Source organism: Pseudomonas poae (assembly GCF_001439785.1).
Lineage (GTDB): Bacteria > Pseudomonadota > Gammaproteobacteria > Pseudomonadales > Pseudomonadaceae > Aquipseudomonas > Aquipseudomonas poae.
In genome coordinates this window covers 356,333-376,741 of the sequence record NZ_JYLI01000003.1, presented here as the reverse complement: position 1 = coordinate 376,741, position 20,409 = coordinate 356,333, and the positions used below count along the sequence as shown (strand labels likewise).

At 57.1% G+C, this 20,409-nt stretch carries 17 protein-coding genes; 3 read left to right on the top strand and 14 right to left on the bottom strand.

The features are described from left to right. Window positions 1-176: 176 nt before the first annotated feature. Genes TU75_RS05430 through TU75_RS26250 form a run of 5 tightly spaced genes read right to left on the bottom strand, consistent with a single transcriptional unit; the run spans window position 177 to window position 7,070 of the window. Window positions 177-1,715, bottom strand: a complete 1,539-nt coding sequence (locus TU75_RS05430; protein ID WP_060548380.1) for an IS3 family transposase — start codon at window positions 1,713-1,715, stop codon at window positions 177-179. Between the two features lie 56 nt (window positions 1,716-1,771). Continuing rightward, a complete protein-coding gene (locus TU75_RS27285) occupies window positions 1,772-2,263 on the bottom strand; it encodes a hypothetical protein (RefSeq protein WP_141719109.1) in 492 nt (163 codons plus the stop codon). Further along, window positions 2,253-4,430 (bottom strand): hypothetical protein, encoded by a 2,178-nt coding sequence (locus TU75_RS05425; protein ID WP_141719110.1) that lies wholly within the window; start codon window positions 4,428-4,430, stop codon window positions 2,253-2,255. Before TU75_RS05425 ends, TU75_RS27285 begins: the two co-directional genes overlap by 11 nt. Continuing rightward, window positions 4,423-5,886: a tyrosine-type recombinase/integrase gene (locus TU75_RS26255; RefSeq protein WP_082630293.1), complete on the bottom strand. Its 1,464-nt coding sequence runs from the start codon at window positions 5,884-5,886 to the stop codon at window positions 4,423-4,425. The genes TU75_RS05425 and TU75_RS26255 overlap by 8 nt, the downstream gene beginning before the upstream one ends. Then, window positions 5,886-7,070 carry a site-specific integrase gene (locus tag TU75_RS26250; protein ID WP_082630291.1) on the bottom strand — a complete coding sequence of 395 codons (1,185 nt, stop codon included), beginning with the start codon at window positions 7,068-7,070 and terminating at the stop codon, window positions 5,886-5,888. The genes TU75_RS26255 and TU75_RS26250 overlap by 1 nt, the downstream gene beginning before the upstream one ends. Window positions 7,071-7,537: 467 nt before the next feature. On the opposite strand from TU75_RS26250, the gene TU75_RS05415 reads away from it, so the two are divergent. Continuing rightward, complete coding sequence (locus TU75_RS05415) at window positions 7,538-7,747, top strand: YebG family protein (protein ID WP_015371240.1); 210 nt, start codon at window positions 7,538-7,540, stop codon at window positions 7,745-7,747. A gap of 54 nt (window positions 7,748-7,801) precedes the next feature. On the opposite strand, the gene TU75_RS05410 is transcribed toward TU75_RS05415, so the two are convergent. Next, window positions 7,802-8,821 (bottom strand): Glu/Leu/Phe/Val dehydrogenase family protein, encoded by a 1,020-nt coding sequence (locus TU75_RS05410; RefSeq protein WP_060548377.1) that lies wholly within the window; start codon window positions 8,819-8,821, stop codon window positions 7,802-7,804. Window positions 8,822-9,007: 186 nt separating this feature from the next. On the opposite strand from TU75_RS05410, the gene TU75_RS05405 reads away from it, so the two are divergent. Beyond that, window positions 9,008-9,811, top strand: a complete 804-nt coding sequence (locus tag TU75_RS05405; protein ID WP_060548376.1) for a SirB1 family protein — start codon at window positions 9,008-9,010, stop codon at window positions 9,809-9,811. Between the two features lie 253 nt (window positions 9,812-10,064). Here TU75_RS05405 and maiA read toward each other — a convergent pair whose 3' ends face one another. From maiA to hmgA, 3 genes are read right to left on the bottom strand one after another with little or no spacing between them, the layout of a single operon-like run. Continuing rightward, window positions 10,065-10,700 carry a maleylacetoacetate isomerase gene (gene maiA, locus TU75_RS05400; protein ID WP_003234183.1) on the bottom strand — a complete coding sequence of 212 codons (636 nt, stop codon included), beginning with the start codon at window positions 10,698-10,700 and terminating at the stop codon, window positions 10,065-10,067. A 12-nt stretch (window positions 10,701-10,712) separates the two neighbouring features. Continuing rightward, window positions 10,713-11,999 carry a fumarylacetoacetase gene (gene fahA, locus TU75_RS05395; protein ID WP_003234185.1) on the bottom strand — a complete coding sequence of 429 codons (1,287 nt, stop codon included), beginning with the start codon at window positions 11,997-11,999 and terminating at the stop codon, window positions 10,713-10,715. Window positions 12,000-12,001: 2 nt separating this feature from the next. Then, window positions 12,002-13,285: a homogentisate 1,2-dioxygenase gene (gene hmgA, locus TU75_RS05390; RefSeq protein ID WP_060548375.1), complete on the bottom strand. Its 1,284-nt coding sequence runs from the start codon at window positions 13,283-13,285 to the stop codon at window positions 12,002-12,004. Window positions 13,286-13,405: 120 nt separating this feature from the next. On the opposite strand from hmgA, the gene TU75_RS05385 reads away from it, so the two are divergent. Next, window positions 13,406-14,185 carry an IclR family transcriptional regulator gene (locus tag TU75_RS05385; RefSeq protein ID WP_003234188.1) on the top strand — a complete coding sequence of 260 codons (780 nt, stop codon included), beginning with the start codon at window positions 13,406-13,408 and terminating at the stop codon, window positions 14,183-14,185. Between the two features lies 1 nt (window position 14,186). On the opposite strand, the gene dacB is transcribed toward TU75_RS05385, so the two are convergent. The 5 genes from dacB to TU75_RS05360 form a co-directional block, all read right to left on the bottom strand. Further along, window positions 14,187-15,641: a D-alanyl-D-alanine carboxypeptidase/D-alanyl-D-alanine endopeptidase gene (dacB, locus tag TU75_RS05380; RefSeq protein WP_060548374.1), complete on the bottom strand. Its 1,455-nt coding sequence runs from the start codon at window positions 15,639-15,641 to the stop codon at window positions 14,187-14,189. Between the two features lie 278 nt (window positions 15,642-15,919). Then, window positions 15,920-18,334 (bottom strand): TonB-dependent siderophore receptor, encoded by a 2,415-nt coding sequence (locus TU75_RS05375; RefSeq protein WP_060548373.1) that lies wholly within the window; start codon window positions 18,332-18,334, stop codon window positions 15,920-15,922. Between the two features lie 110 nt (window positions 18,335-18,444). Beyond that, complete coding sequence (locus TU75_RS05370) at window positions 18,445-19,380, bottom strand: glutathione S-transferase family protein (RefSeq protein WP_060548372.1); 936 nt, start codon at window positions 19,378-19,380, stop codon at window positions 18,445-18,447. 228 nt (window positions 19,381-19,608) lie between these two features. Further along, window positions 19,609-19,884, bottom strand: a complete 276-nt coding sequence (locus TU75_RS05365) for a GIY-YIG nuclease family protein (RefSeq protein WP_003234198.1) — start codon at window positions 19,882-19,884, stop codon at window positions 19,609-19,611. Between the two features lie 36 nt (window positions 19,885-19,920). Continuing rightward, complete coding sequence (locus TU75_RS05360; protein ID WP_060548371.1) at window positions 19,921-20,391, bottom strand: nuclear transport factor 2 family protein; 471 nt, start codon at window positions 20,389-20,391, stop codon at window positions 19,921-19,923. Window positions 20,392-20,409: the final 18 nt, after the last annotated feature.

The following is a 20,409-nucleotide window of genomic DNA, read 5'->3' as shown; positions in this document are numbered from 1 at the left end:
AATACAACGACCTGACGGAAAATAGCCGGTGATCAGATGCATTACGACTAAAGGATGCTGACATGAATACACAAATATTCCGTCCATGGACTGCATTAGGCTTGCCTGCTTTAGGTAGAGTGTTGGCGCTGATTGAAAACTGACCCACCGGGGATGCGGACAAAAACTTGGACTGGTTATGCCGCTAAGCCCAGGCTTTCACGATACTCAATGGGACTGAGCGCGCCGAGGGAAATCTTTATACGTTTTTCGTTGTACCAGCGGATGTATGAATCCAAGGCCTGAATGAACTGCTCGATGCTCGTTGACTGCCAGTTGCCAGGATAGAACAGCTCCGTTTTCAGTCGGCCGAAGAAACCTTCACAAGCCACGTTGTCAGGTGAGCAGCCTTTGCGCGACATCGAACGAATCAGCTTCGCATCAGCGATGCGCGATAACCAGCCGGGCCAGCGGTAGTGAGCGCCACGATCGGAGTGAACAACAGGCCGTTTATCGTTGCTGGCCACCGTTTCGACAGCGGCATCCAGCATCGTGTTCACAAGCTCGGAGTCGGGACGCGTGCCGATCGACCAACTGATTACCTTCCCATCGAAGCAGTCGATCATGGGGGACAGGTACACCTTGCCTGCCGGGATCTGGAACTCCGAGATGTCGGTCAGCCATTTCTCATTCGGAGCTAGGGCCCTGAAGTCGCGGTTGAGGAGGTTTTCCGGCGCCGGACTGATTTCCCCGAGGTAGGAACCGTATCGACGCCGTTTCGGCTTGGCGACGACTAGGCACTCCTGCTTCATCAAGCGCTGCACCACCTTCTCTGAAAGGCGCACACGCTGCCTGCTCAACGAAGCACGCATCCGACGGTAGCCATAGCAACGATGATTGCGCTCGAATATGTCCGCCATGGCACGACGCACTTCGGTGTACTTTTCCGCGACCTGCATTCGGGCTCGATGATAGAAATAGGAGCTTCGGGCCAAGCCCAACGCGTCAAGCAGCTCTAGCAAGGAGTACCTCGGCCTTAGGGCATCAGCCAGCAATGTCTTCTCCCGATTGGTCAGGACTTGCCGGTTGATGCCCGTCTCTTTTTTTATGAGTTCATTCGCCCTCATCAGCAGGTCATGTTCAAGCTGCAAACGGCGAACATCGAGCTGGAGAGATTCGAGTTGCCGCTGCAACTCCTCTCGTTCCGGTGACGATGAGGGTTCAAGCCGACACTTCATGGATGGGGATACCTCTGGGCCGAGTAGCTGATTTTTCCAGTTGTAGAAGGTCGGCCTGCACACGCCCAGCTTTTGAGCCAGGGCTTTCGCACTTTCTTTTCGCGTGCACAGCGCGATGACCGCTGCCTGCTTCACCGCTGGCGGCCGGGCTAACCCGTCTGATCGACCGACAATACGCGTATGCAACTCGGGGTGCATTTCGTAAATCCAGGCACGCAACGAATCCCGCGCGGGGTAGCCCAACGCCTTGATGGTCGCGGCGATGTTGCGACCGTATTCGAGATAGTGCCCGATAGCCTTTTCCCTTTGGGCCAGAGAGTACTTCGACTTCGAGTTCTCGTAGCCACGCGGCAGGTCGAGGCATCGCTCATACTCTGCGTGCCAGCTCTTCAAAGAGTTCTTCGTCGGGTAGCCCAACTGACGAATAGTTGCCCCGGTTCGCTTGCCCAGTTTGATGTAGAGCTTGACCGCTCGGATACGGTCTTCGTATGAATACATGAACTACCTCCAGGTAGTCCAAGATTTCCGCCGCATCCCCAAGAGCCTCTACTGGGTCAGTTTTCGGTCAGCGGCAACATGCGATTAGTACATCCGCACAATGGGCAGTGACCGATCGATGCAAAAGGCAAATCGCCTTCTACCAGAACCGAAAGATTTCGAGCTTTCTTATAAAGCTTTTCAAACATTCGTACATGCTGAATCTGCAGCGAATATATTTGAGCTTTTAAATCAGCATTTTCATTTTTTAAATTACTGATACTGGCAACGGCTTGTTTCAGCCCCACTGAGCCGTTTGATAAACGACGGGAACTATCTAATTCAGCAATCAGCCCATCCAAGTGAAGCTGTTTGCTGCGAATCGTCTCTCTGGAAACGCCGGCATATTTCGCAAATGCCGCTTGTGTATACACCCATTTACGGCCACTCCCTGTGATTTCTCTACACCAATCGGCAAGAAGCGTACGAAGCTTATCCTCTAGTTTCTTTCCTCTATTCTGCTTGCGACCATGAGCTCTTGATTGTTCGTGATCAAAATCAGTTCTCATCGAGCCCTCCGAATTTATTCGCATAAACGGCCTGCTGGACATCGTTTACATTGAACAGAATTTTTTCAAAGTGTCCGAACTGAGGAGAGTGCTCACCACCCAAATTTTTTATATGGGAAATCATAAACTTTGCATTCTCAGCAATTTTCTCTAATTGCTGTTCGGCCTGACGATCCTCGATGTGAATCACGAGTTTCGAGCAACATTTACCAGTCTTGCCATCTACGAAACATGACAGATGATTCTGACATGGAGTTAGTACAACATTTAAAGAGCAACTTCCGTGAGGCATCCAACTCACGGTTTGAGTTGAAGCACTTAGATATTCTTCAGCTGCACTCTCACTACTCAAGCGTATTTTTTTAAATGTATCGGGAACTACACCAAACACTTTCCCTTCACGTATATCCTCACGCATTTGCGCCAGTCCGATAGACCTATCCTTAGCCAAAATTTGGTCATAGACAGCTGCATGTCTCGCTAACCTCCTCCCGGCAAGCATACTGGCCTGAATATCTGTCAACCCTCCTTTTAGGTAGATAGTCTGCATCCAATGACGAACATCATGCCACTTAAAGTTAGGAGTTAGCCCTGTCTTGGGATCAATAATTCCTCGGATTGAGAAAAGTGAAAACTCCCCTGTCATGGATGTGTTTAACCACTCTCTGAACATCCCATGAGTAATTAGTGAGTAATCGTTTAACCGAGTAACCTCAGTACTCAAGAGCGACCTAGGAACAATAAATAGGGCATGTTCCGGCTCCAAAATCGTCACACCATCGATAGCGACCACAGGTAAAATTATCTTTGAAAACTCATTTTCAAAGTAACTATCAAACTTCGGCAGGGGAATTTTTTGTCCCAGCAGCTGAGCCCTCAGCCCTTCATCTAAAATTTCACGAACAACCTCTTTGTAACCATACAAAGAATATTCTAACTTTCTCTCAAGAGCCTTAAGCGAGAGAGCTTTTGGATTAATTCTGACTTTCCGGCAATGGGATAAGTTGAACGGATCACAAAAAAAGCGCTCGCTCTGGTTAATTAGCAACACCTTACCCTGTGTTAAGGCTACTTGCTTATCATGCAGTTCCAAAAAGCTTTTGTAACTCAAACCACACTGTTCGGCTGCGCGGACTTTTGAGTACCGATTACATATCAAAAAATATTTAGGATCTATGAATTTTTTCTGGCTCTGACACCAAACCGAACTAGGGTCAAGCAAGTTATTTTCAATCACCCATTGTGAGACAGCTTTCTTCACATGATAGCGCAAAGCCGAGGGTTCCTTTACAATTCTACTCCAGTCCAAGGATTTGTCCTGCCGTAGCCTCTTCACTATTTCCCGACCCTCTTCAGTCGTCGACTTAAGAAACGTTAAGGATCGCTCTACAACCGGAAGTAACACTCGTGGAAATATCCTAAAATCTAGCAATCCACTCTTCTCTGAAAAAACCCGGAGCGCGCACATATCTTTATTAAGGCAGTCTACTGGCAAAGTAGCCAATTCATTGATACGCCCCTGAAGAACTACTTCCAACACAAAAGCGTTCAAATGAAATTTGTCTTTTAATGCAAGATCTTCCTCGCCTGCCAAGGAAAAAATTGATGCTACAACCTCATCCGAAATTTTCTTAGCTTTTCGCCCCTCATCAGTGCCTTCGCGTCCATACGAGGCTCGTCTTGGATCCGGCGCCACATATGAAATAGATGGGTCAAAATTACTGGAGTACCAATTTGCAAATGATTGAAGAACCCTATAATAAGTAGTGTAACCATCTTTCCGAGTTTCTTTCCAAAATTGTTCCACACGACTAAAGTCATCAGAATCCATACTTGAAACTTTACGATCGGCCAACATATAATCCAAACTTAAAAGCGCATAATAATAGGACATTATAGCCTCTAAGGAAATCGCACCTCGCTGACGCTTATCCAAAATGCAAAGCTTAACTAAAAACTTTAAATCCTCATTTTTATAATCTAAAAAAGTTAGAGATTTTGTGATAGCATTTCCAGGCCTGGAGCTCCACAAAATAAGCTCCCAATGGTCTTCAAGCATATCTTGCCCTGTGGGAAGAGTATAACGGAGCGAATCAAACATAACCTCAAGTGAGTCACCATACTCAACAGATGAGATAAATTTTTTAACCAGAACTATATCACTCACACCCTTCCCCTTTTTTTATTTCCTGAATAACTTGGGTGATCCCTGTATAAACACGTTCAAAGTCCTTTATTGACTTACTCCGATCATACCTTCCCTCAGCCGAACGCCATACATCTAGTTCACGTTGAACATAATCTAGCGCTTTTTTATGATCAGCCCCTCTCCATGCGATGAAATATCTACAACCATTATAACAACTAAAAAAAGGATGCTTACTGCACCCATTATTAGAGTTGCAACCACCTACAACCGCAGGAGTCTCCGAGACAGGTATCAATATCGGCGCACCTTGTTTCGTCCCAATTCGCCCAAGAAAGTAAGCTTCAAGCAATCCAGAAAAAATCCCACCTAGTTTCCTGTCAACCTTTTCAACTAGAGGACATAACTCAGAACCGATTGCATCTATATAGACGTAACACGACTCAGGACTGTCGTGTTCCAAAATGTACTGAATTTGCGGAGCCGGCATGCCTCTTAGTGCAAGTGCCGTAGCGCCTGAATGCCTTATCCGCCTAGGACTTAAATGGATAAAATCACCGGTACGAGAGCTAATGATATTTCGCTGTTCGACCCAGCGCTTAATGAAACCAGATAGATTATAGTTAGGTCTTCTAGGATTGGCATAAATACAAACTAGAAGACGGTTACAGGAAATTTGGTCTGCGTGAACGCTAGGTCTATTGCAAAACTTCTCGAGTTCGGCTGCAAGATCACAAGTAATCGGCCATTTTTCTGGTGGCCGGCCTAGTTGACGCTTTGCTTTGGGAATAGTCAGAAAATAGGAACTACTGCCGTCTGAAGTAAATACTGTCGTCAACGCATCGGCGGTCATCTCAAGAATTTGGCCAGGCCGCTTTAGCGTTTCAATGCAGATCCATAGCAAAATCCTGATGTAATGATCATTTTGGCTTTCTTCGGAAGCGGCAGAAGAAACTGCTAACCGCACAAGCTCGAATTCACCTGAGATCATGGCGCCATACCGGGGATGCCATGCCAAAAGATCTCTATAATTTTTACGACCGCTAGTGCACCTCCAGCCTCTCATCCTTTTGTAAATCGCTGTTTCCGCACCGCACAAAGAATTATTTTCGCAATATTTATAGAATCGAACAAGCTCCTTTCTGAATTCCCTATTGCTCTCTGCCACTGCAGAGTTCCATATTTCTGTCACCATGAACAATGTGAGAGAACCAAAATCCACCCAAGATCCTTGCCAACAAATAGACAAATCTCTCAATAAAAACTTAACAGCATCTATCGAACCAGGACCAGTACTTCGCAATCTATAGCGAAGCGATGCTTTTGCTGCATCGATAATCGAGCTTGGTAAAGAATAGCTTGAGAAATCGATTTGACAACCTTTTCTCCAAGTACAAAACCACACGTCTCCTGATACAGATATCTTTACAGGTAATACGTTATTAATCTTGCAAAAAAAATGAACGCAATTGGCCATTACACCACCTTCTCAAGATTCAGAGCCTGAAGACCTTGTTTTGCCCTTTCCCTGGTGACACGCTTTATATATAGCTCCAAAGAGCGCTCGCTGGCCCAACCTCCGAAATACACTAAATCTCGAATATTTTCTTTTGGAAGCTTGCTATTAAGTGCGTCTTCATACGCCCGATTAAAAAAAGAGTGACGATTACGATGCCAGCGTAGATGGACACCAGACTTCTTCGAAATATTCTCCGCTACCTTTTGAGCACCGGACAAAGAGAGTGCATTGGCGGTAGAATCATGAGCAATAAACACGTAATTATGGGGTAAAAATTGAGTCAAAATCTTTTCATTTTTTACAAGCCGCCATGCTCGCCGGTGTTGACTCAGGTATATATCCAAGATTTCTGGCAAGTCGCTATTAGCGTTTAAGTAACCCAATTCACGAGATTTTGTTTTTACTCTCGGTTGGTTTGGCGCTCGTGGATCTAGTTCAGTTCTATGATTTATTCGCACTATAGCGAGATACTTAAATCCCCCCTCTTCACAGATGTCTTCTAAACGTAAAGCCAGAATTTCCCCAATACGCAGTCCAAACTCCCATGCTAAACGCCAGAGAATATAATTTCGCAGCTCCAATGAAGTCATATCTCCAAACTCCTTCACACCACGAAGCGCGCTTTCCACCTTCTCATATTCTTTATCCGAAAGATCATCAAAATCTCTATCACTTTCTTCATGCTGGCGATATTCTCTCCAGACATCTAAATGAGCGGATATTTCAATACTTTTATCAAGCGCGCTAGCCATAGAGCACCGCCTAATAAAGTAGATAATTAAATCTCTACAATTATTTATAATCTGATTAAGATATTCCGCATCCAAACATTTACCCTTATGTCGTCTTTGACCTAACCACTCGCAAAATTGTTGAACACAAAAGTCATCAACTCCTGAAGCGCTAAACAAAGCGTGCTCTAAATCATAGCGGTGAGCGTCTGCCCAGCTATACAAATACGTAATATGACGCGCCTTTAGCCCAAACGTACCGCCCCTAGTACGATATTTCTGGGATAATCGAGCGATGTAAATAGAGGCGCTAATTGGAATAGTTAAATTTAATCGATGCATGACAATATACTGAACAGAGTCCTCAACAACAAATGAGCACAGCTTATAAACCAGGCCACTTTTCAACATAGCCCTGCTCCCTTCCCACCCTCGGATAGGCAACCGGCAGTTAAGTCATTTTTTGTAAGGCAACAGCCGACAGGCCATAGATATGAGAACAGGTTGAGCGCCGAGCAGCACCACATAGTTAATATGATGCTTTTCACATCCAATATATTTATCGGATGCCCATTCGGCAGCCACTCTTTCCTGCTATGAGAGAATGGTGACTCGTCAAAAATTGAGCTTGGCTTATTGCCTGCTATAGGGCGAGAATTTTTTTCAGTGCAATGCATGGCTGTGCTCCCGACATTTGGGTCGTTTGCACAGCCATGTCGTGTCACGCGAAACGCAGTAACACGAAGTCAGTAGCTGTGGGAAATCAGGCTTCGCTGGCCACATGCTTAAACTATCGCACCGCTGCTCAGAGCTCAACCCTCACAGATTCACTCACACCCAATCTGGAGGTATCTAGGCAGTTTCCATGGAAGAAAATCATGGATAAAGCCGAAGCTGACCGTCATGACAAAATGCTTGAACTCGCTGAGTTGCTGGCAGAAGTGTTGCAAAAAGCCGTGCCGTCCCTGAGCGAGCAGCAGGTGGAGGAAGCCGGCATCTACATGGCGAAGAATCGCGATGTGTTTGCCAAGGCGTTCAAGAGTCAGCCGGACGCGTTGTCCGAGCTGCTGAACGCAGCGGCGGAATAAAGCCCGAATTGAACAGGCCCTGAATCATTGATTCAGGGCCTTTTTAATGCCCGGTCAGCGGTAGAGCAGACGTTCGGCCAGTTCGTCGGCCACCCGTGCGGGTGAGCGTTTTTCGGCCTGGGCATGGGCGAAAATTTCGGTCAGGCGCGTGCCGATGTTGGACAGGTGTGCGGTAATGGTCGGCAATTGCGCGCCACTGTGCTTGAGGGCCACGTAGATCAGCCCCCCGGAGTTGATCACGTAGTCCGGTGCGTAGAGGATGCCGCGCCCTTCCAGTTGGTCGGCGATCTGCAGGTTGGTCAATTGTGCGCTGGCTGAACCGGCCACGGCGGCGCAGCGCAGTTGGGCGACGCTCTGGCGATTGAGCACGGCACCGACGCCGCAGGGCGCGAGGATATCGCAGGGGGTGCTAAGCAAGGCGTCGTTGGCGATGGGGTGCGCGCCGAGCTGTTCCATGGCCAGTTGCACCTTGCCGTGGTCGATGTCGCTGACCAGCAGTTCGGCGCCGGCGGCGTGCAGTTGTTCGGCCAGCGCGTAACCCACATTGCCCAGGCCCTGGATCGCCACGCGCAAGCCTTCAAGGTTGTCACTGCCCAAGCGAGCCATGGCCGTGGTGCGAATACCGGCGAACACGCCCATGGCCGCGTGGGGCGAGGGGTCGCCAGCGGCGCTGGTGCTGGTGACAAAACGGGTGTGCTGGGCGATGCAATCCATGTCGGCCACCGAGGTGCCGCTGTCGGTGGCGGTGATGTAGCGTCCGCCCAGTTGCTCGATGCAACGGCCAAAGGCTTCAAACAACGCAGCGCGGTTTTCCACGTGGGCAGGCCGCAGGATCACCGCCGTTGCGCCGCCCACCGGAAGCCCGGCCAGGGCCGCCTTGTAGCTCATGCCCTGGGCCAGGCGCGCAGCATCCGCCACGGCACTTTCGTCATCGGGATAGGCGAGGTAGCGACAGCCTCCCAAGGCCGGGCCGAAGCGGCTGTTGTGAATAGCGATGATCGCCTTGAGGCCGGTCACCGGGTCGGTGCTCAGGTGCAGCGATTCAAGGCGGGTACTGTTCATGAGAGCAAACATCGTCAAGCTCCCGGATCACGTCTGGTCGTGGGCCAAGTATAGGCTCGCGGCAAAAATTCGCTGAAGCGTGCTGGAATAAGCAGGCAGATTTCGTAGGCGTTCCGACATAAGCACGTAGGATATTTTTCAAGACACTGGACGTATATTCGCAGCAAGGCTAAAACGGGGCATCTGCCGGAGAATGCAATGACTCCCCGCCAAGCCTTTTTCGCCTGTCTGCAACGCTCGCCCCCGGCGCTGTTCGAAGCCGCGCTGTGGATTGCCGCCGAGCATGACGCGGCCGTGCAGCCGTCAGCCATCCTGCGTGATCTCGCCTTGCTGCAGCAACAGGTCGGCCTGGCCATGCCGACATTGCCAATGGATGAACTCGGCCAGCCGCTGCTGCGACGCATGAACGACCTGGGCTTCGCTCAGGACGACTTCACCCCTCTGCGCCCCGCCGCTGCCCTGTTGGACAAGGTACTGCAACGCAAGCGCGGGCAGCCACTGGCTATGGGGCTAATCGCGCTGGAACTGGCGCGGCGTCTGGAGATTCCCCTGCAGGGCGTGAATTTCCCTGGCCACTTCCTGCTGCGCGTGCCGGGGGCCGATCATCTGCTCGACCCCTGCGGCGGTCGACGCCTCTACCCCAACGACTGCCGCGAGCTGCTGCAACGTCAATACGGCCCCAACCTCGCGCTGAAATCCGAACACCTGCACACCGCCGAGCCGCGCTCGATCCTGCAACGGCTGTCACGTAACCTGCGGCAGTTGCACCTGTCCAACGATGATTACCTGGCCGCCCTGATCGACGCCGAACGCGTACTGGAACTGGGCAACGCCAGCGCCGCCGACTACCTGGCGCGGGCCAGCCTCTATCAGCGCCTGGACTGCCCCAACGCCGAGCGGTTTGACCTGGAACATGCGCTGCTGCTCAGCGAAGACCCGATCCAGCGTCTGCGCCTGGCCGAACGGCTGGGTCATCTGCCCCCCAACTCGGTCGTGCACTGAACACTTGCATTCCTATGGCAAGAGGGCCTGTTGTGGCGAGCAGGCTTGCTCTAATGCAAGTCAGTTAAGCGCAGATTCCCTGTGGCGAGCAGGCTTGTCCTGCGTTGGGCTGCGCAGCAGCCCCAAAACCAGGCGCTGAGCCGTATCAGGTACACCGCGGTTTGCTGGATTGGGGGCCGCTTCGCACCCCAACGCGGGGCAAGCCCGCTCGCCACAATAAGCTCGCTCGCCACAGAGTCTCCCGCATTTGAAACTAAGGCGCGTCAGCCTGACTGCCGGGATGTGCCCGGACAAACGCCGGATGCTGCGCCGCCAGCGCCGATACCCGCTGAATTCGCGGATACGCCTCCAACGACACCTTGAAGCGCTGCGCGGCATATACCTGCGGAATCAGAAACACATCCGCCAGCCCAGGCTGCTCGCCCAGACAATACCCTTCATCGCCAATCAACTGCTCCACCGCCGCCAATCCCTGGCTGACCCAATGGCCGATCCATTCCAGCAATTGCGCCTCATCGTGCCCCCACTGCCGCAGCAGGTTCTGGGTACTGGAGTTATGCAGCGGATGAATATCGCAGCCGATAATCGACGCCACCGCACGCGCGTGGGCACGGGTCGCCAGATTCGTGGACAGCAACGGCACCTGCGGATAGCGCTCCTCCAGGTACTCGATGATCGCCGGTGACTGAATCAGCAGTTCGCCGTCGTCCGTGCGCAACGCCGGGACGCGCCCTTGCGGGTTGATCGCAAGGTACTCGGGCTGATGGTTCGCACCGCCCGGCGGCACCAGCAGATTGATCGGCACCGCATTGAACGTCAGGCCTTTGAGCGCCAACGCGATACGCACCCGGTAGGACGAGGTCGAACGGTAGTAAGTATAAAGTTGCATCGCCCTGCCCTCTCAGCGCGCCGCGATCACAGTACCCCGGCATTCACCGAACCCGATGGACGCAAACCCGTCACGGCGGCAGCGCGCGCGCAGGATGATTTCATCACCGTCTTCGAGGAATTTGCGCACCTCACCATTCGGCAACTCGACCACCTGCTTGCCGCCTTCGGTCATCTCCAGCAGGCTGCCGAACTGCCCTGCCTGGGGCCCGGACAAGGTGCCTGAACCGAACAGGTCACCGGCCTGCAACTGGCAACCGTTGACACTGTGGTGTGCCACCAACTGCGCCACGGTCCAGTACATGTGCAGGCTGTTGCTCAGGGCCAGGCGATGCGCCGGCAGATCCTGCTCGCGCATCGCCTGGGTGAGCAGCAGCACTTCGAGTTCGATATCCAGCGCCCCGGCGGCTTGATCGCGGGTGTCCAGCAGGTAGGACAGCGGTTGTGGGTCGCCTTCAGGCCGTGGCGGCTGCGCCTTGCGGAATGGCTCCAGCGCTTCCACCGTCACCACCCAGGGCGAAATCGTGGTGATGAAGCTTTTCGACAAAAACGGCCCCAGCGGCTGGTACTCCCAGGCCTGAATATCCCGCGCCGACCAGTCGTTGAGCAGGCAGAAACCGCCGATATGCTCGGCCGCATCGCCAATGGCAATCGCGTCGCCCATGGCATTGCCCTGGCCGATCCAGATGCCCAGCTCCAGTTCGTAATCGAGCCGCGCACAGGGGCCGAAAACCGGTTCGCTGTGGCCTGCCGGCAAGGTCTGGCCTTTGGGGCGACGCACCTCGGTGCCCGACGGGCGAATGGTCGACGCACGGCCGTGATAGCCGATAGGCACATACTTGTAATTGGGCATCAGTGGGCTGTCGGGACGGAACAGTTTGCCGACGTTCTGCGCGTGTTCGATGCCGACGTAGAAGTCGGTGTAGTCGTTGATCCTGGCCGGCACGTGCATCTGACAGTCGGCGGCGCGATGCAGCACCTGGGCTTCACGCGCCTGCAGCGAGCTGCCTTCGGCCAGCAGCGCCAGCAGGCGTTCACGCAGCGCCACACGCGGGCCACGGCCGAGTTCGAAAAAGGCATTCAACTGGCCGCCAGCGGTGGCCTCGACCGCGCGGCGGGCCTGGCCTTCGAAAGCATCCAGGGCGGCGTGCAGATCGAGAATGCAGTCACCAATCGCCACGCCACTGCGCGGGGCAGAACCGTTGATGCTGAACACGCCCAGGGGCAGGTTTTGCAACGGGAAATCAGGGTGACCGTTGGCGGAGGCGACCCAGCTACGGGTGAGGGTTGGCTGCGTCATGGTTATCTCCGATTCGGGTTGAAGGTGGCGGGCAACGATGCCCAGCACGCGTCGTAAGAAGGTTGCAACTGCTCGCACTCAAGGGCGAACCGGGTGGGCCGCAGCACTTGGCTGGTCTCGAACATGAAGGCCATGGTGTTATCGATCTTGTGCGGCGCCAGGTCGGCATTGATCGCTTTGGTGCAGGTCTCGCCGTCCGGGCCATGGGCGCTCATGCAGCTGTGCAGCGATGCGCCGCCGGGCAGGAAGCCTTCAGCCTTGGCGTCATAGGCGCCCTGGATCAAGCCCATGTATTCGTTCATCAGGTTGCGGTGGAACCACGGCGGACGGAAGGTGTTTTCGGCCACCATCCAACGTGGCGGGAAGATCACGAAGTCGAGGTTGGCCAGGCCGTGAGTGCTGGTGGGCGAGGTCAGGACGGTAAAGATCGACGGGTCGGGGTGATCGAAACTCACGGTGCCCAGGGTGTTGAAGCGGCGCAGATCATATTTGTACGGCACGTTGTTGCCGTGCCAGGCCACCACGTTCAGCGGCGAATGGTCGAGTTCGCAGGCCCAGAGTTCGCCGAGGAACTTCTGCACCAGCGTTGTCGGTTTTTTCAGATCTTCGTAGTGCGCCACCGGGCTGAGAAAGTCGCGCGGGTTGGCCAGGCCATTACTGCCGATCGGGCCCAGGTCCGGCAGGCGCAGCGGCGCGCCATGGTTTTCGGCAACGTAGCCACGGGCCTGTGCGTCGAGCAGTTCGATACTGAATTTGAGCCCGCGCGGCAGCACGACGATCTCCAGCGGCGCAACCTCCAGCACCCCGAGCTCGGTGGCGATGCGCAGGCGGCCCTGCTCGGGAACGATCAGCAGTTCGCCATCGGCGTTGAAGAACACACGCTCCATCGAGCGGTTGGCACGGTAGGTATGGATGCTGATGCCTGAGGGCTGCTCCGACGCGGCATTGGCAACCATTCCCACAAGGCCGTCGATAAAGTCCGTCGGCTCATCCGGAATATCCAGCGGGTTCCAACGCAAGCGATTAGGCGTCACCGCACCCAGCGGCCCGCCGGCCAACTGCCGTTCCAGTTTGACGAACGCGGGGTGATTGGCCGACGGCTGAATGCGGTACAGCCAGGTGCGCCGGGCTTCGCTGCGCGCCACAGTAAAGGCGGTGCCGGAGAACAGCTCGGTGTACAGCCCGTAGGGCGCTTTTTGCGGGGAGTTCTGGCCGACGGGCAAGGCGCCGGGCAAGGCTTCGCTGGTGAATTGATTGCCGAAGCCCGACAGGTAGTCCAGGTGCATGGATCGTCCTCTGCAAGGAAGTTATTTTTATCGTAATCCAGTTACGCACAACGTAATTTGATCACTGTTGAGCGTCAAGCTATAAAGACGCCCACTCACCTCTCGGATTCTCGCCCCTCCATGGAAAAGCCCCGCGACACCGGTAAACAGAAAGTCCGCTCGGCCGAAGTGGGCACCGACATCCTCAAAGCCCTCGCCGAGCTGTCACCGGCCACTTCGCTGTCGCGCCTGGCCGAGCATGTGCAGATGCCGGCCAGCAAGGTGCACCGCTACCTCCAGGCGTTGATCGCCTCGGGGTTTGCCGAACAGAACGTCGCCACCAACCATTACGGCCTGGGCCGTGAAGCCCTGCGCGTGGGCCTCGCCGCGCTGGGCAGCATGGACGTGCTCAAGGTGGGTGCCCTGCCCCTGGCCGAACTGCGCGATGACCTGAACGAAACCTGCTTCCTGGCGGTATGGGGCAACCAGGGCGCGACCGTGGTGCAGATCGAACCGGCGGTGCGCGCGGTCACGGTGGTGACGCAACTGGGTTCGGTGCTGCCGCTGCTCAGCTCGTCCACCGGGCTGGTGTTCAGCGCCTACCTGCCTGCGCGGGAAACCGTGGACTTGCGCGAGCGTGAAATCCAGGCCGGCATCGCCCACGTACTGGCGGACGATCAGGCCTACGCCAGCACCTGCGCGCAGATCCGCAGCCGAGGCCTGCATTTTGTACATGGTTTGCTGATGCCCGGCGTGGATGCGTTGTCGGCGCCGGTGTTCGACGCGGTCGGGCAAGTGGCGGCGGTAATGACCGTGGTCGGCCCCACCTCGGTGTTCCATGCCGATGAAGACGGCCCAGCAGCGCAGCGCCTGCTGGCGGCAACCCGGGCCGTGAGTTGGCGCATGGGCTACCAGCCCTGAATCAGTCGTGCCACTGGCTCAGCGCCACGGCCAGGCGATTTTCCAGGGCGCGAATCGGCGCCGCATCGCTGACGTAGTTATTGCTGATCATCGAGAACACCAGGCGCCGCCCGCTGGCGTCGGTGATGTAGCCACTCAGTGACGACACCCCGGCCATCGAGCCGGTCTTGGCGTGCAGGTTGTTTTCGGCGGCGGTGCCCCGCAGGCGATAACGCAGGCTGCCGCCGGTGAGGCGGTCGGCATTACCGGCAATCGGCAAGGCGTTGTACCAGGCGTCGAACCAGGGCTGTTTTGCCGTCGCCAGCAGCACGTCCGTGAGGTTCTGCGAAGACACCAGATTACGCCGCGACAGCCCCGAACCATCGACCTGACTCAACGTTGCCGGGTCCAAACCCTGGCGCGTCATGAACGCCGCCACCGCCGCCACACCGGCCTGCGCGGTGCCCGCATTGGCGGTCTTGCGCCCCATGGCCTTGAGCAGCGCTTCGGACATGTTGTTGTTCGAGAGTTTGAGCAGTGGCGTGATCAGTTCCTGCAACGGCGCCGAGTGATGCTCGGCCAACAGCTTGGCCGTGGCGGGGCTCGCGCCACCGATCACACGCCGGCCCAACACCTCAATGCCCTGCTGCGCCAGAGCCTGTTCAAACAGATTGGCCACCAGTTGCGTCGGTTCCCACACACTGACCCACTGCCGGCTCTGCTTGCCCGGCGCCAGCGCGCCGCTCAGTTGCAACAGGTTGGTGCCGTGCTGGCGGGTGATGCCGTAGGTGTTGCCAGGCCCGCTGATGGCTCGATTGCTCAGCTGCACGTAATCGGTGGCGGGGCTGATCTCCACGCTCACCGGCTGCCCGACCGCCGCAGGTGCCTTGGCGGTGACCAGCAAGGTGCCTGCATCAAAATCGGCATTCGGTGACACCGTCAGCGCCGAAATCTGCGCGCCGTAGTAGGTGGACTCATCGTCCTGGGCCCAGTCGACGCCCAGGCGCTCGGCATCAAACCAGGTGTCGTCGAGCACCAGGTCACCCTGCACCTGGCGCACACCCAGGCGCGCCAATTGCGCGGCCAAGGCCTGGTAATCGGCGAACTGCAGCGTGGGATCGCCCAGGCCACGCAGGTACAGGTTGCCCGTCAGGCGATCACCCTGCTGCACGCCGTTGCTCAACAATTGCGTGGCAAAGCGGTACTGCGGCCCCAACACATCCATCGCCGCCGCCGTGGTGAGCAGCTTGAGATTGGACGCGGGAATCAGCCGTGTGCGCGGGTTGTGCTGGTACAGCGTGCTGCCGCTTTGGGCATCGCGCACCATCAGCGACACCGTGGCGCCGTTGAGCGCCGGGTCCGCCAGCAGTTGGTCCAGCGGTGCGGGGGACGTGTGCGAGACGCTCGCGCAACCGCCCACTAACAGGCTCAGGCCCGCCAGCAGCGTGAAGGGATGTAACCATCGTCCAAAAGACATCGCCAGTGTGTATCCGCAAAAAGTTGCGGCAACGCTACCAGCTCGCCTCCCTTGTGGCGAGCGGGCTTGCCCCGCGTTGGGGTGCGAAGCGCCCCCAATCCAGCAAAACGCGGCGTACCTGATACGGCTCAGCGCCTGGTTTTGGGGCTGCCGCGCAGCCCAACGCAGGACAAGCCTGCTCGCCACAGGGAATCTGCGCTTAACTGACGGCATTGGGCCAAGCCCGCTCGCCACAACAGTCAACCCGTCAGCCCTTTTCGCAGCAAACCCGCCCAGCGCTAGAACGCCAGCGTACTGGACACCGACACCTGCCGCGCATCGCCCAGCGACACAAACAGAAGGCTCGCCGCCGAGGTGTAGTAGGTGCGATCGAACAGGTTCTTCACGTTGAGCTGAAACTTGACCTTCTGCCCTTCGATCCGCGTGTCGTAGGTGGCGAACGCGTCGGCCACGGTGTAGCCCGGCAGATTGAAGCTGTTGTTCGCGTCGCCTTCGCGCTGGCCCACATAACGTGCGCCGGCACCCACGCGCAGGTCATCGCCGCCCATGAGGCTGCCGAAGTCGTACACCGCCGACAGTGAGCCGGTGTGCTTGGCCACGTTCTGCAGGCGCTTGCCTTCCAGGGCAGGGTCCTTGGTGACTTCGGCGTCGGTGTAGGCATAGCTGCCAATCAGGCTCCAGTTGTCGCTGAGCTGGCCGGTGGCGTCCAGTTCCAGGCCGCGCGAGCGCACTTGGCCGGCGACGCTGTAGACCGTATCCAGCCCGGTCCCCACCGACACCAGCACATTGCGCTTGTGGATATCGAACAACGCAGCGCTGGCGGTGATGCGCCCCGGAATATCCAGCTTGGCGCCCAGCTCCCAGGCCTTGGACTCTTCCGGCGTGAGGCTGCCGCTCAGGGTGCTGCCATCGGCCAGCGCCGCGATGGTGGAGTTGGGTTTGAACGACTCGGTGTAGCTGCCGTAGAACGACAGCTCATCGGTGTAGCGATACACCAGACCGGCACGCGGCACCCACTTCTGGCCGTTGCCGTCGGTATTGGCCTTGAACGGCACGCCTTTGCCGGCGTACTGGTCGTACATCTGGTAGCGCGCGCCGCCCACCAGAATCCACTGATCGGTCAGGTGGATGGCGTCCTGGAAGAACAGCGAGTCGCTGCGCAGCAGGTCGGTCTGGGCGCTGTCCGGGGCGCTGACGGTGGAGCCCGCCACTTCGTTGCCATACACCGGATTAACGTAGCTGAAGACACCGCGCGGCTTCTGCCGAATCAAGTCGGCGCGGTAGACCTTGCGGTACTCGTCATCCAGGCCGAACACCAGGTCATGTTGCAGGCCGCCGGCCCGCACCTTGCCTTCCAGGCTGGCGGTGGTGAAACGGTCGGTGGTGATCGCGCCCTGGGTGCCGTCCATGCTGCGGGTCAGGGTGCCGTTGGCGTTCACCGCGCTGACGCGCACTTGGCTGGCGTCGTAGGTCTCGCGGTTCCAGCTGTAGCCGAAGTGGGCTTTCCAGTCGTCGTTGAGGTCGTGGTCGACTTCCAGTCGGTACAGGTCGGAACGTCCTTGCATGTTGTTGAACGGCTCGTCCAGGCGACGGGTTGCGGGCAGGTTCAACGGGTGGTTGGTCTTGGGGTCAATGGCGGTGCCACGGTCGAACGGCGAGAGAAACTCTCGGTGCTCGTAGGCCAATACCACGTTGGTGGTGTCGCCGTACCAGGCCAGAGACGGCGCCACCAGCGTCTCGCGATGGGTGCCGAAGTTGCGCCAGTAGTCTTCGTCTTCGTGGTCGACGATCAAGCGGTAGGCCAGGCCCGAGTCACCGATGGGTCCGGTGGTGTCGAGGCTCCCGCCGCTGCCGTTCTTGCCGTCGCCGAAGGTCGAGCCGCGGGCGGTCAGGGAGGTGGACTGCACCAGCGCGGGCTTTTTGCTGACGATGTTGACCACACCGCCCGGGTCCTGGATGCCATACAGCAGCGACGACGGGCCCTTGAGCACTTCGACGCGCTCGGCGGTGGCGTTCAGCGCACGGCCCTGCACCACGGGCATGCCGTCCTGCATGATCGAGCCATTACGGTTGTCGCCAAAACCGCGCAGCATCACCGCATCCTGGGTGCTGCCGAGGGTGTTGGCCTGAGTAATCCCGCTGATATTGGCCAGGGCATCGTCGAGGTTGCGCGGGGTCTGGTCGCGCAGCACCTGGGCAGGCACCACGTTGACGGTCTGCGGGGTCTCCAGCAGCAAGCCCTGGGAACGCATCACCGAACTGGTGGGCGGCGGCTGATAGCTGTTGCTGTCCTGGGCAAGGCCGGCGCCACTGATGGTGGTGGCGCCGAGGTTGACCGCGCCACCAGTGGGCACGGGCTCCAGGGCCAGGGTACGGGCGTCGATCTGGCGGAAGGTAAAGCCGGAGTTGCCCAGCAGGCGTTGCAGCGCCTCGGTGGCGCTCATCTGCCCGCTGACCGCTGGCGCATTGAGGCCATAGGGCGCGTCGTCGGTGTAGATCACACTGAGCCCGGTCACCCGGCTGAAATCGCTCAGCGCCTGGGGCAGCGGTTTGGCTGCCAGGGCAAAGTTGGACCGCGCGCTCTGCTGCTCCTGCGCCTGCGCCACCGCCAGGGGCAGCAACGCCAGCCCCGAGACCGCCAATACCGAGGCTCCCAGCCACTGTTTAACCCAACTGCCCGCCGTCGACTTCATGCTCAAAGGAACCCGTATAGAAAAGCTGGTAATGCGAATAGCTCGCAGTTTCAAGCACTACACGGATGGGCAGCCGGTTTACCTCACATTTGTTTGCAACTATTTTTCAGTTATTGCGCCTGCAGGCGGAATCCCCAGCGCGGGAAATGCACATGCACGGTACCCGCGCGTTCATCCGTGCGGCGCAGAATCAGCGCTTCGCGCCCGGCAAACAGCAACTCGCCCGCTACCGGGTCGACGCCATAGTCTATCGCGCTGACGGTGACCGCCTGCCCGGCGTGGAAGCCATTCAAGTCCTCGAACACCTCGTCCGGCAGCGCGGCCGGCGTGGCATTGCGCGAAATGTCCAGCGCCTGTTCGGCAGTCATCGGCGTGGCAGTGCCGTGACCAAACTCAAGCACCCGCGCCAACCACGCAGTCACCACCGGATAAGCATCCACCAGCGGCGCGGTCACCGGCGTGGCCTTGAGAAACCACAGGCAATGGGCCAGGGCAAAGTCGGCAATCGAGGGTTGGCCGAACAGGAACTCCCCGGCGCCTGCGCGCAGTTGCTGCTCCAGACGCGCCATGATCGCCGGCCATTGGTGCTTGGCCAGTTCGGCTGGCAGCCTGCTCGCGGTGCCGCCACTGAACAGCGCGGCGCGGTCGGCGAGAAACGCCTTGACTGCATCCGGCGGCAATTTGCCGAAACGCACCGCCACTGACTCGGGCTGAAACACCAGGCTCACCGCATGGGCGAATACCACACTGTCGGCCCAGGTGGCGAAGGTTTGGGTGGTCATTTCCTGGCCGAGGGGGAACAGCGCCGGTGCTGCTTTTTCCTGCTCCAGACGGCGGGCGATCAGGGCCGTATCGCAGTAGATATCCGCGCCAATTTGCAGCACCGGAGTCTTGCGATAACCACCGGTCAGGGCGGTCAGGTCGGGCTTGGGCATCACCGGCGAGATCTGCACGGAATGCCACGACAAGCCCTTGAAACCCAGCAGCAGCCGCGCTTTTTCTGCGAAAGGGGACGTCGGGTAGTGGTGCAGGATGAGCTCAGACATGCGGGAGTCCACTTGATAAATGAACCCGCAGCTTAACGCGCAAGACGCATGACGGGAGTGATGACGCCTTATCAGTCGGATCAATGGGTATCAGGGCAAGGGCACGCCCTGCCTGCGCATATACGCCGCAAACAGTGAAACCGCAAAGTCCTGATAGCCGTGAGCGGTGCGGTAGATCATGCCCGTGGCAATTATCGTCGCTCGGGTTGGCCCGAGTGAAGGTTTCGCTCAGGTCAACGCACCACTGCCCGCCAGACATTCCTTGGCGCTCTTTTTCAGTTTTTTGATCAAGCGCTCCTGACGCAACGCCTCGCCCTTGCTCGCGCATTGCTCGGTATACACCAGCGCCACTGCGGGGCTGGACAGAAAAAAGCGCGCGCCCTTGCCGCTCTGGTGCATGGCAAAACGGCGCTGCGGGTCGTTGCTGATGCCGCAATAGAGTGAGCCATTGGCGGCGCGCACCAGGTAGACGAACCAGGGCTTGGCTTCAGGGGGTGTGGTCACGGGTCGATTCGTTTTACGCGCAAAGCGCCAAGCTTATCAACGACCGGCCTGGAATGCCTGCAAGCCTTTGCGCGCCTGGGCACGCACGGCGTTTTTCAGCGCCGGCGACCAGCCCAGTAGCCACCCCTTGAAGCCCAGGGCCTGGCGTGACCAACGCCACAGGTCAAAGTGGTCGTGGTGCTCGCAGATTTTGCCGTCGCGAAACACGAACCGCGCGCCAATGTCGTTGACCACGGTATTGCCGGTGGCGCTGAACAGGTAGGTCGCCACCCAATGCGCACTGCCGGTGGTGTCATCGCTGCGCACGTGGTCGAAGGTCAGGGAGAAATCCTTGGCCCGTGTGGTGAGCATGCGCCACATATCACCGGCATCGCGCCCGCGCAGTTCGCCGAAGGCAGGATCGCTGAATACCACGTCTTCGGTGTAGCAAGCCGCCATGGCTTCAGCATCCAGCCGTTGGAAGGCCTCGTAGAAACGGGTGATCAACGCGGTATGGGCATCACTCATGTGCAGCTCCCTGAAACG

What these genes read in the sequence shown, in the direction of transcription:
- TU75_RS26255 (WP_082630293.1), bottom strand. Translation starts at nt 5,886, where the DNA reads ATGGCCAATTGCGTTCATTTTTTTTGCAAGATTAATAACGTATTACCT.
- TU75_RS05415 (WP_015371240.1), top strand. Translation starts at nt 7,538, where the DNA reads ATGGATAAAGCCGAAGCTGACCGTCATGACAAAATGCTTGAACTCGCT.
- TU75_RS26250 (WP_082630291.1), bottom strand. Translation starts at nt 7,070, where the DNA reads ATGTTGAAAAGTGGCCTGGTTTATAAGCTGTGCTCATTTGTTGTTGAG.
- dacB (WP_060548374.1), bottom strand. Translation starts at nt 15,641, where the DNA reads ATGTCTTTTGGACGATGGTTACATCCCTTCACGCTGCTGGCGGGCCTG.
- TU75_RS05370 (WP_060548372.1), bottom strand. Translation starts at nt 19,380, where the DNA reads ATGTCTGAGCTCATCCTGCACCACTACCCGACGTCCCCTTTCGCAGAA.
- maiA (WP_003234183.1), bottom strand. Translation starts at nt 10,700, where the DNA reads ATGCAACTTTATACTTACTACCGTTCGACCTCGTCCTACCGGGTGCGT.
- TU75_RS05385 (WP_003234188.1), top strand. Translation starts at nt 13,406, where the DNA reads ATGGAAAAGCCCCGCGACACCGGTAAACAGAAAGTCCGCTCGGCCGAA.
- TU75_RS05410 (WP_060548377.1), bottom strand. Translation starts at nt 8,821, where the DNA reads ATGTTTGCTCTCATGAACAGTACCCGCCTTGAATCGCTGCACCTGAGC.
- TU75_RS05430 (WP_060548380.1), bottom strand. Translation starts at nt 1,715, where the DNA reads ATGTATTCATACGAAGACCGTATCCGAGCGGTCAAGCTCTACATCAAA.
- TU75_RS05405 (WP_060548376.1), top strand. Translation starts at nt 9,008, where the DNA reads ATGACTCCCCGCCAAGCCTTTTTCGCCTGTCTGCAACGCTCGCCCCCG.
- TU75_RS05375 (WP_060548373.1), bottom strand. Translation starts at nt 18,334, where the DNA reads ATGAAGTCGACGGCGGGCAGTTGGGTTAAACAGTGGCTGGGAGCCTCG.
- fahA (WP_003234185.1), bottom strand. Translation starts at nt 11,999, where the DNA reads ATGACGCAGCCAACCCTCACCCGTAGCTGGGTCGCCTCCGCCAACGGT.
- TU75_RS05360 (WP_060548371.1), bottom strand. Translation starts at nt 20,391, where the DNA reads ATGAGTGATGCCCATACCGCGTTGATCACCCGTTTCTACGAGGCCTTC.
- hmgA (WP_060548375.1), bottom strand. Translation starts at nt 13,285, where the DNA reads ATGCACCTGGACTACCTGTCGGGCTTCGGCAATCAATTCACCAGCGAA.
- TU75_RS27285 (WP_141719109.1), bottom strand. Translation starts at nt 2,263, where the DNA reads ATGAGAACTGATTTTGATCACGAACAATCAAGAGCTCATGGTCGCAAG.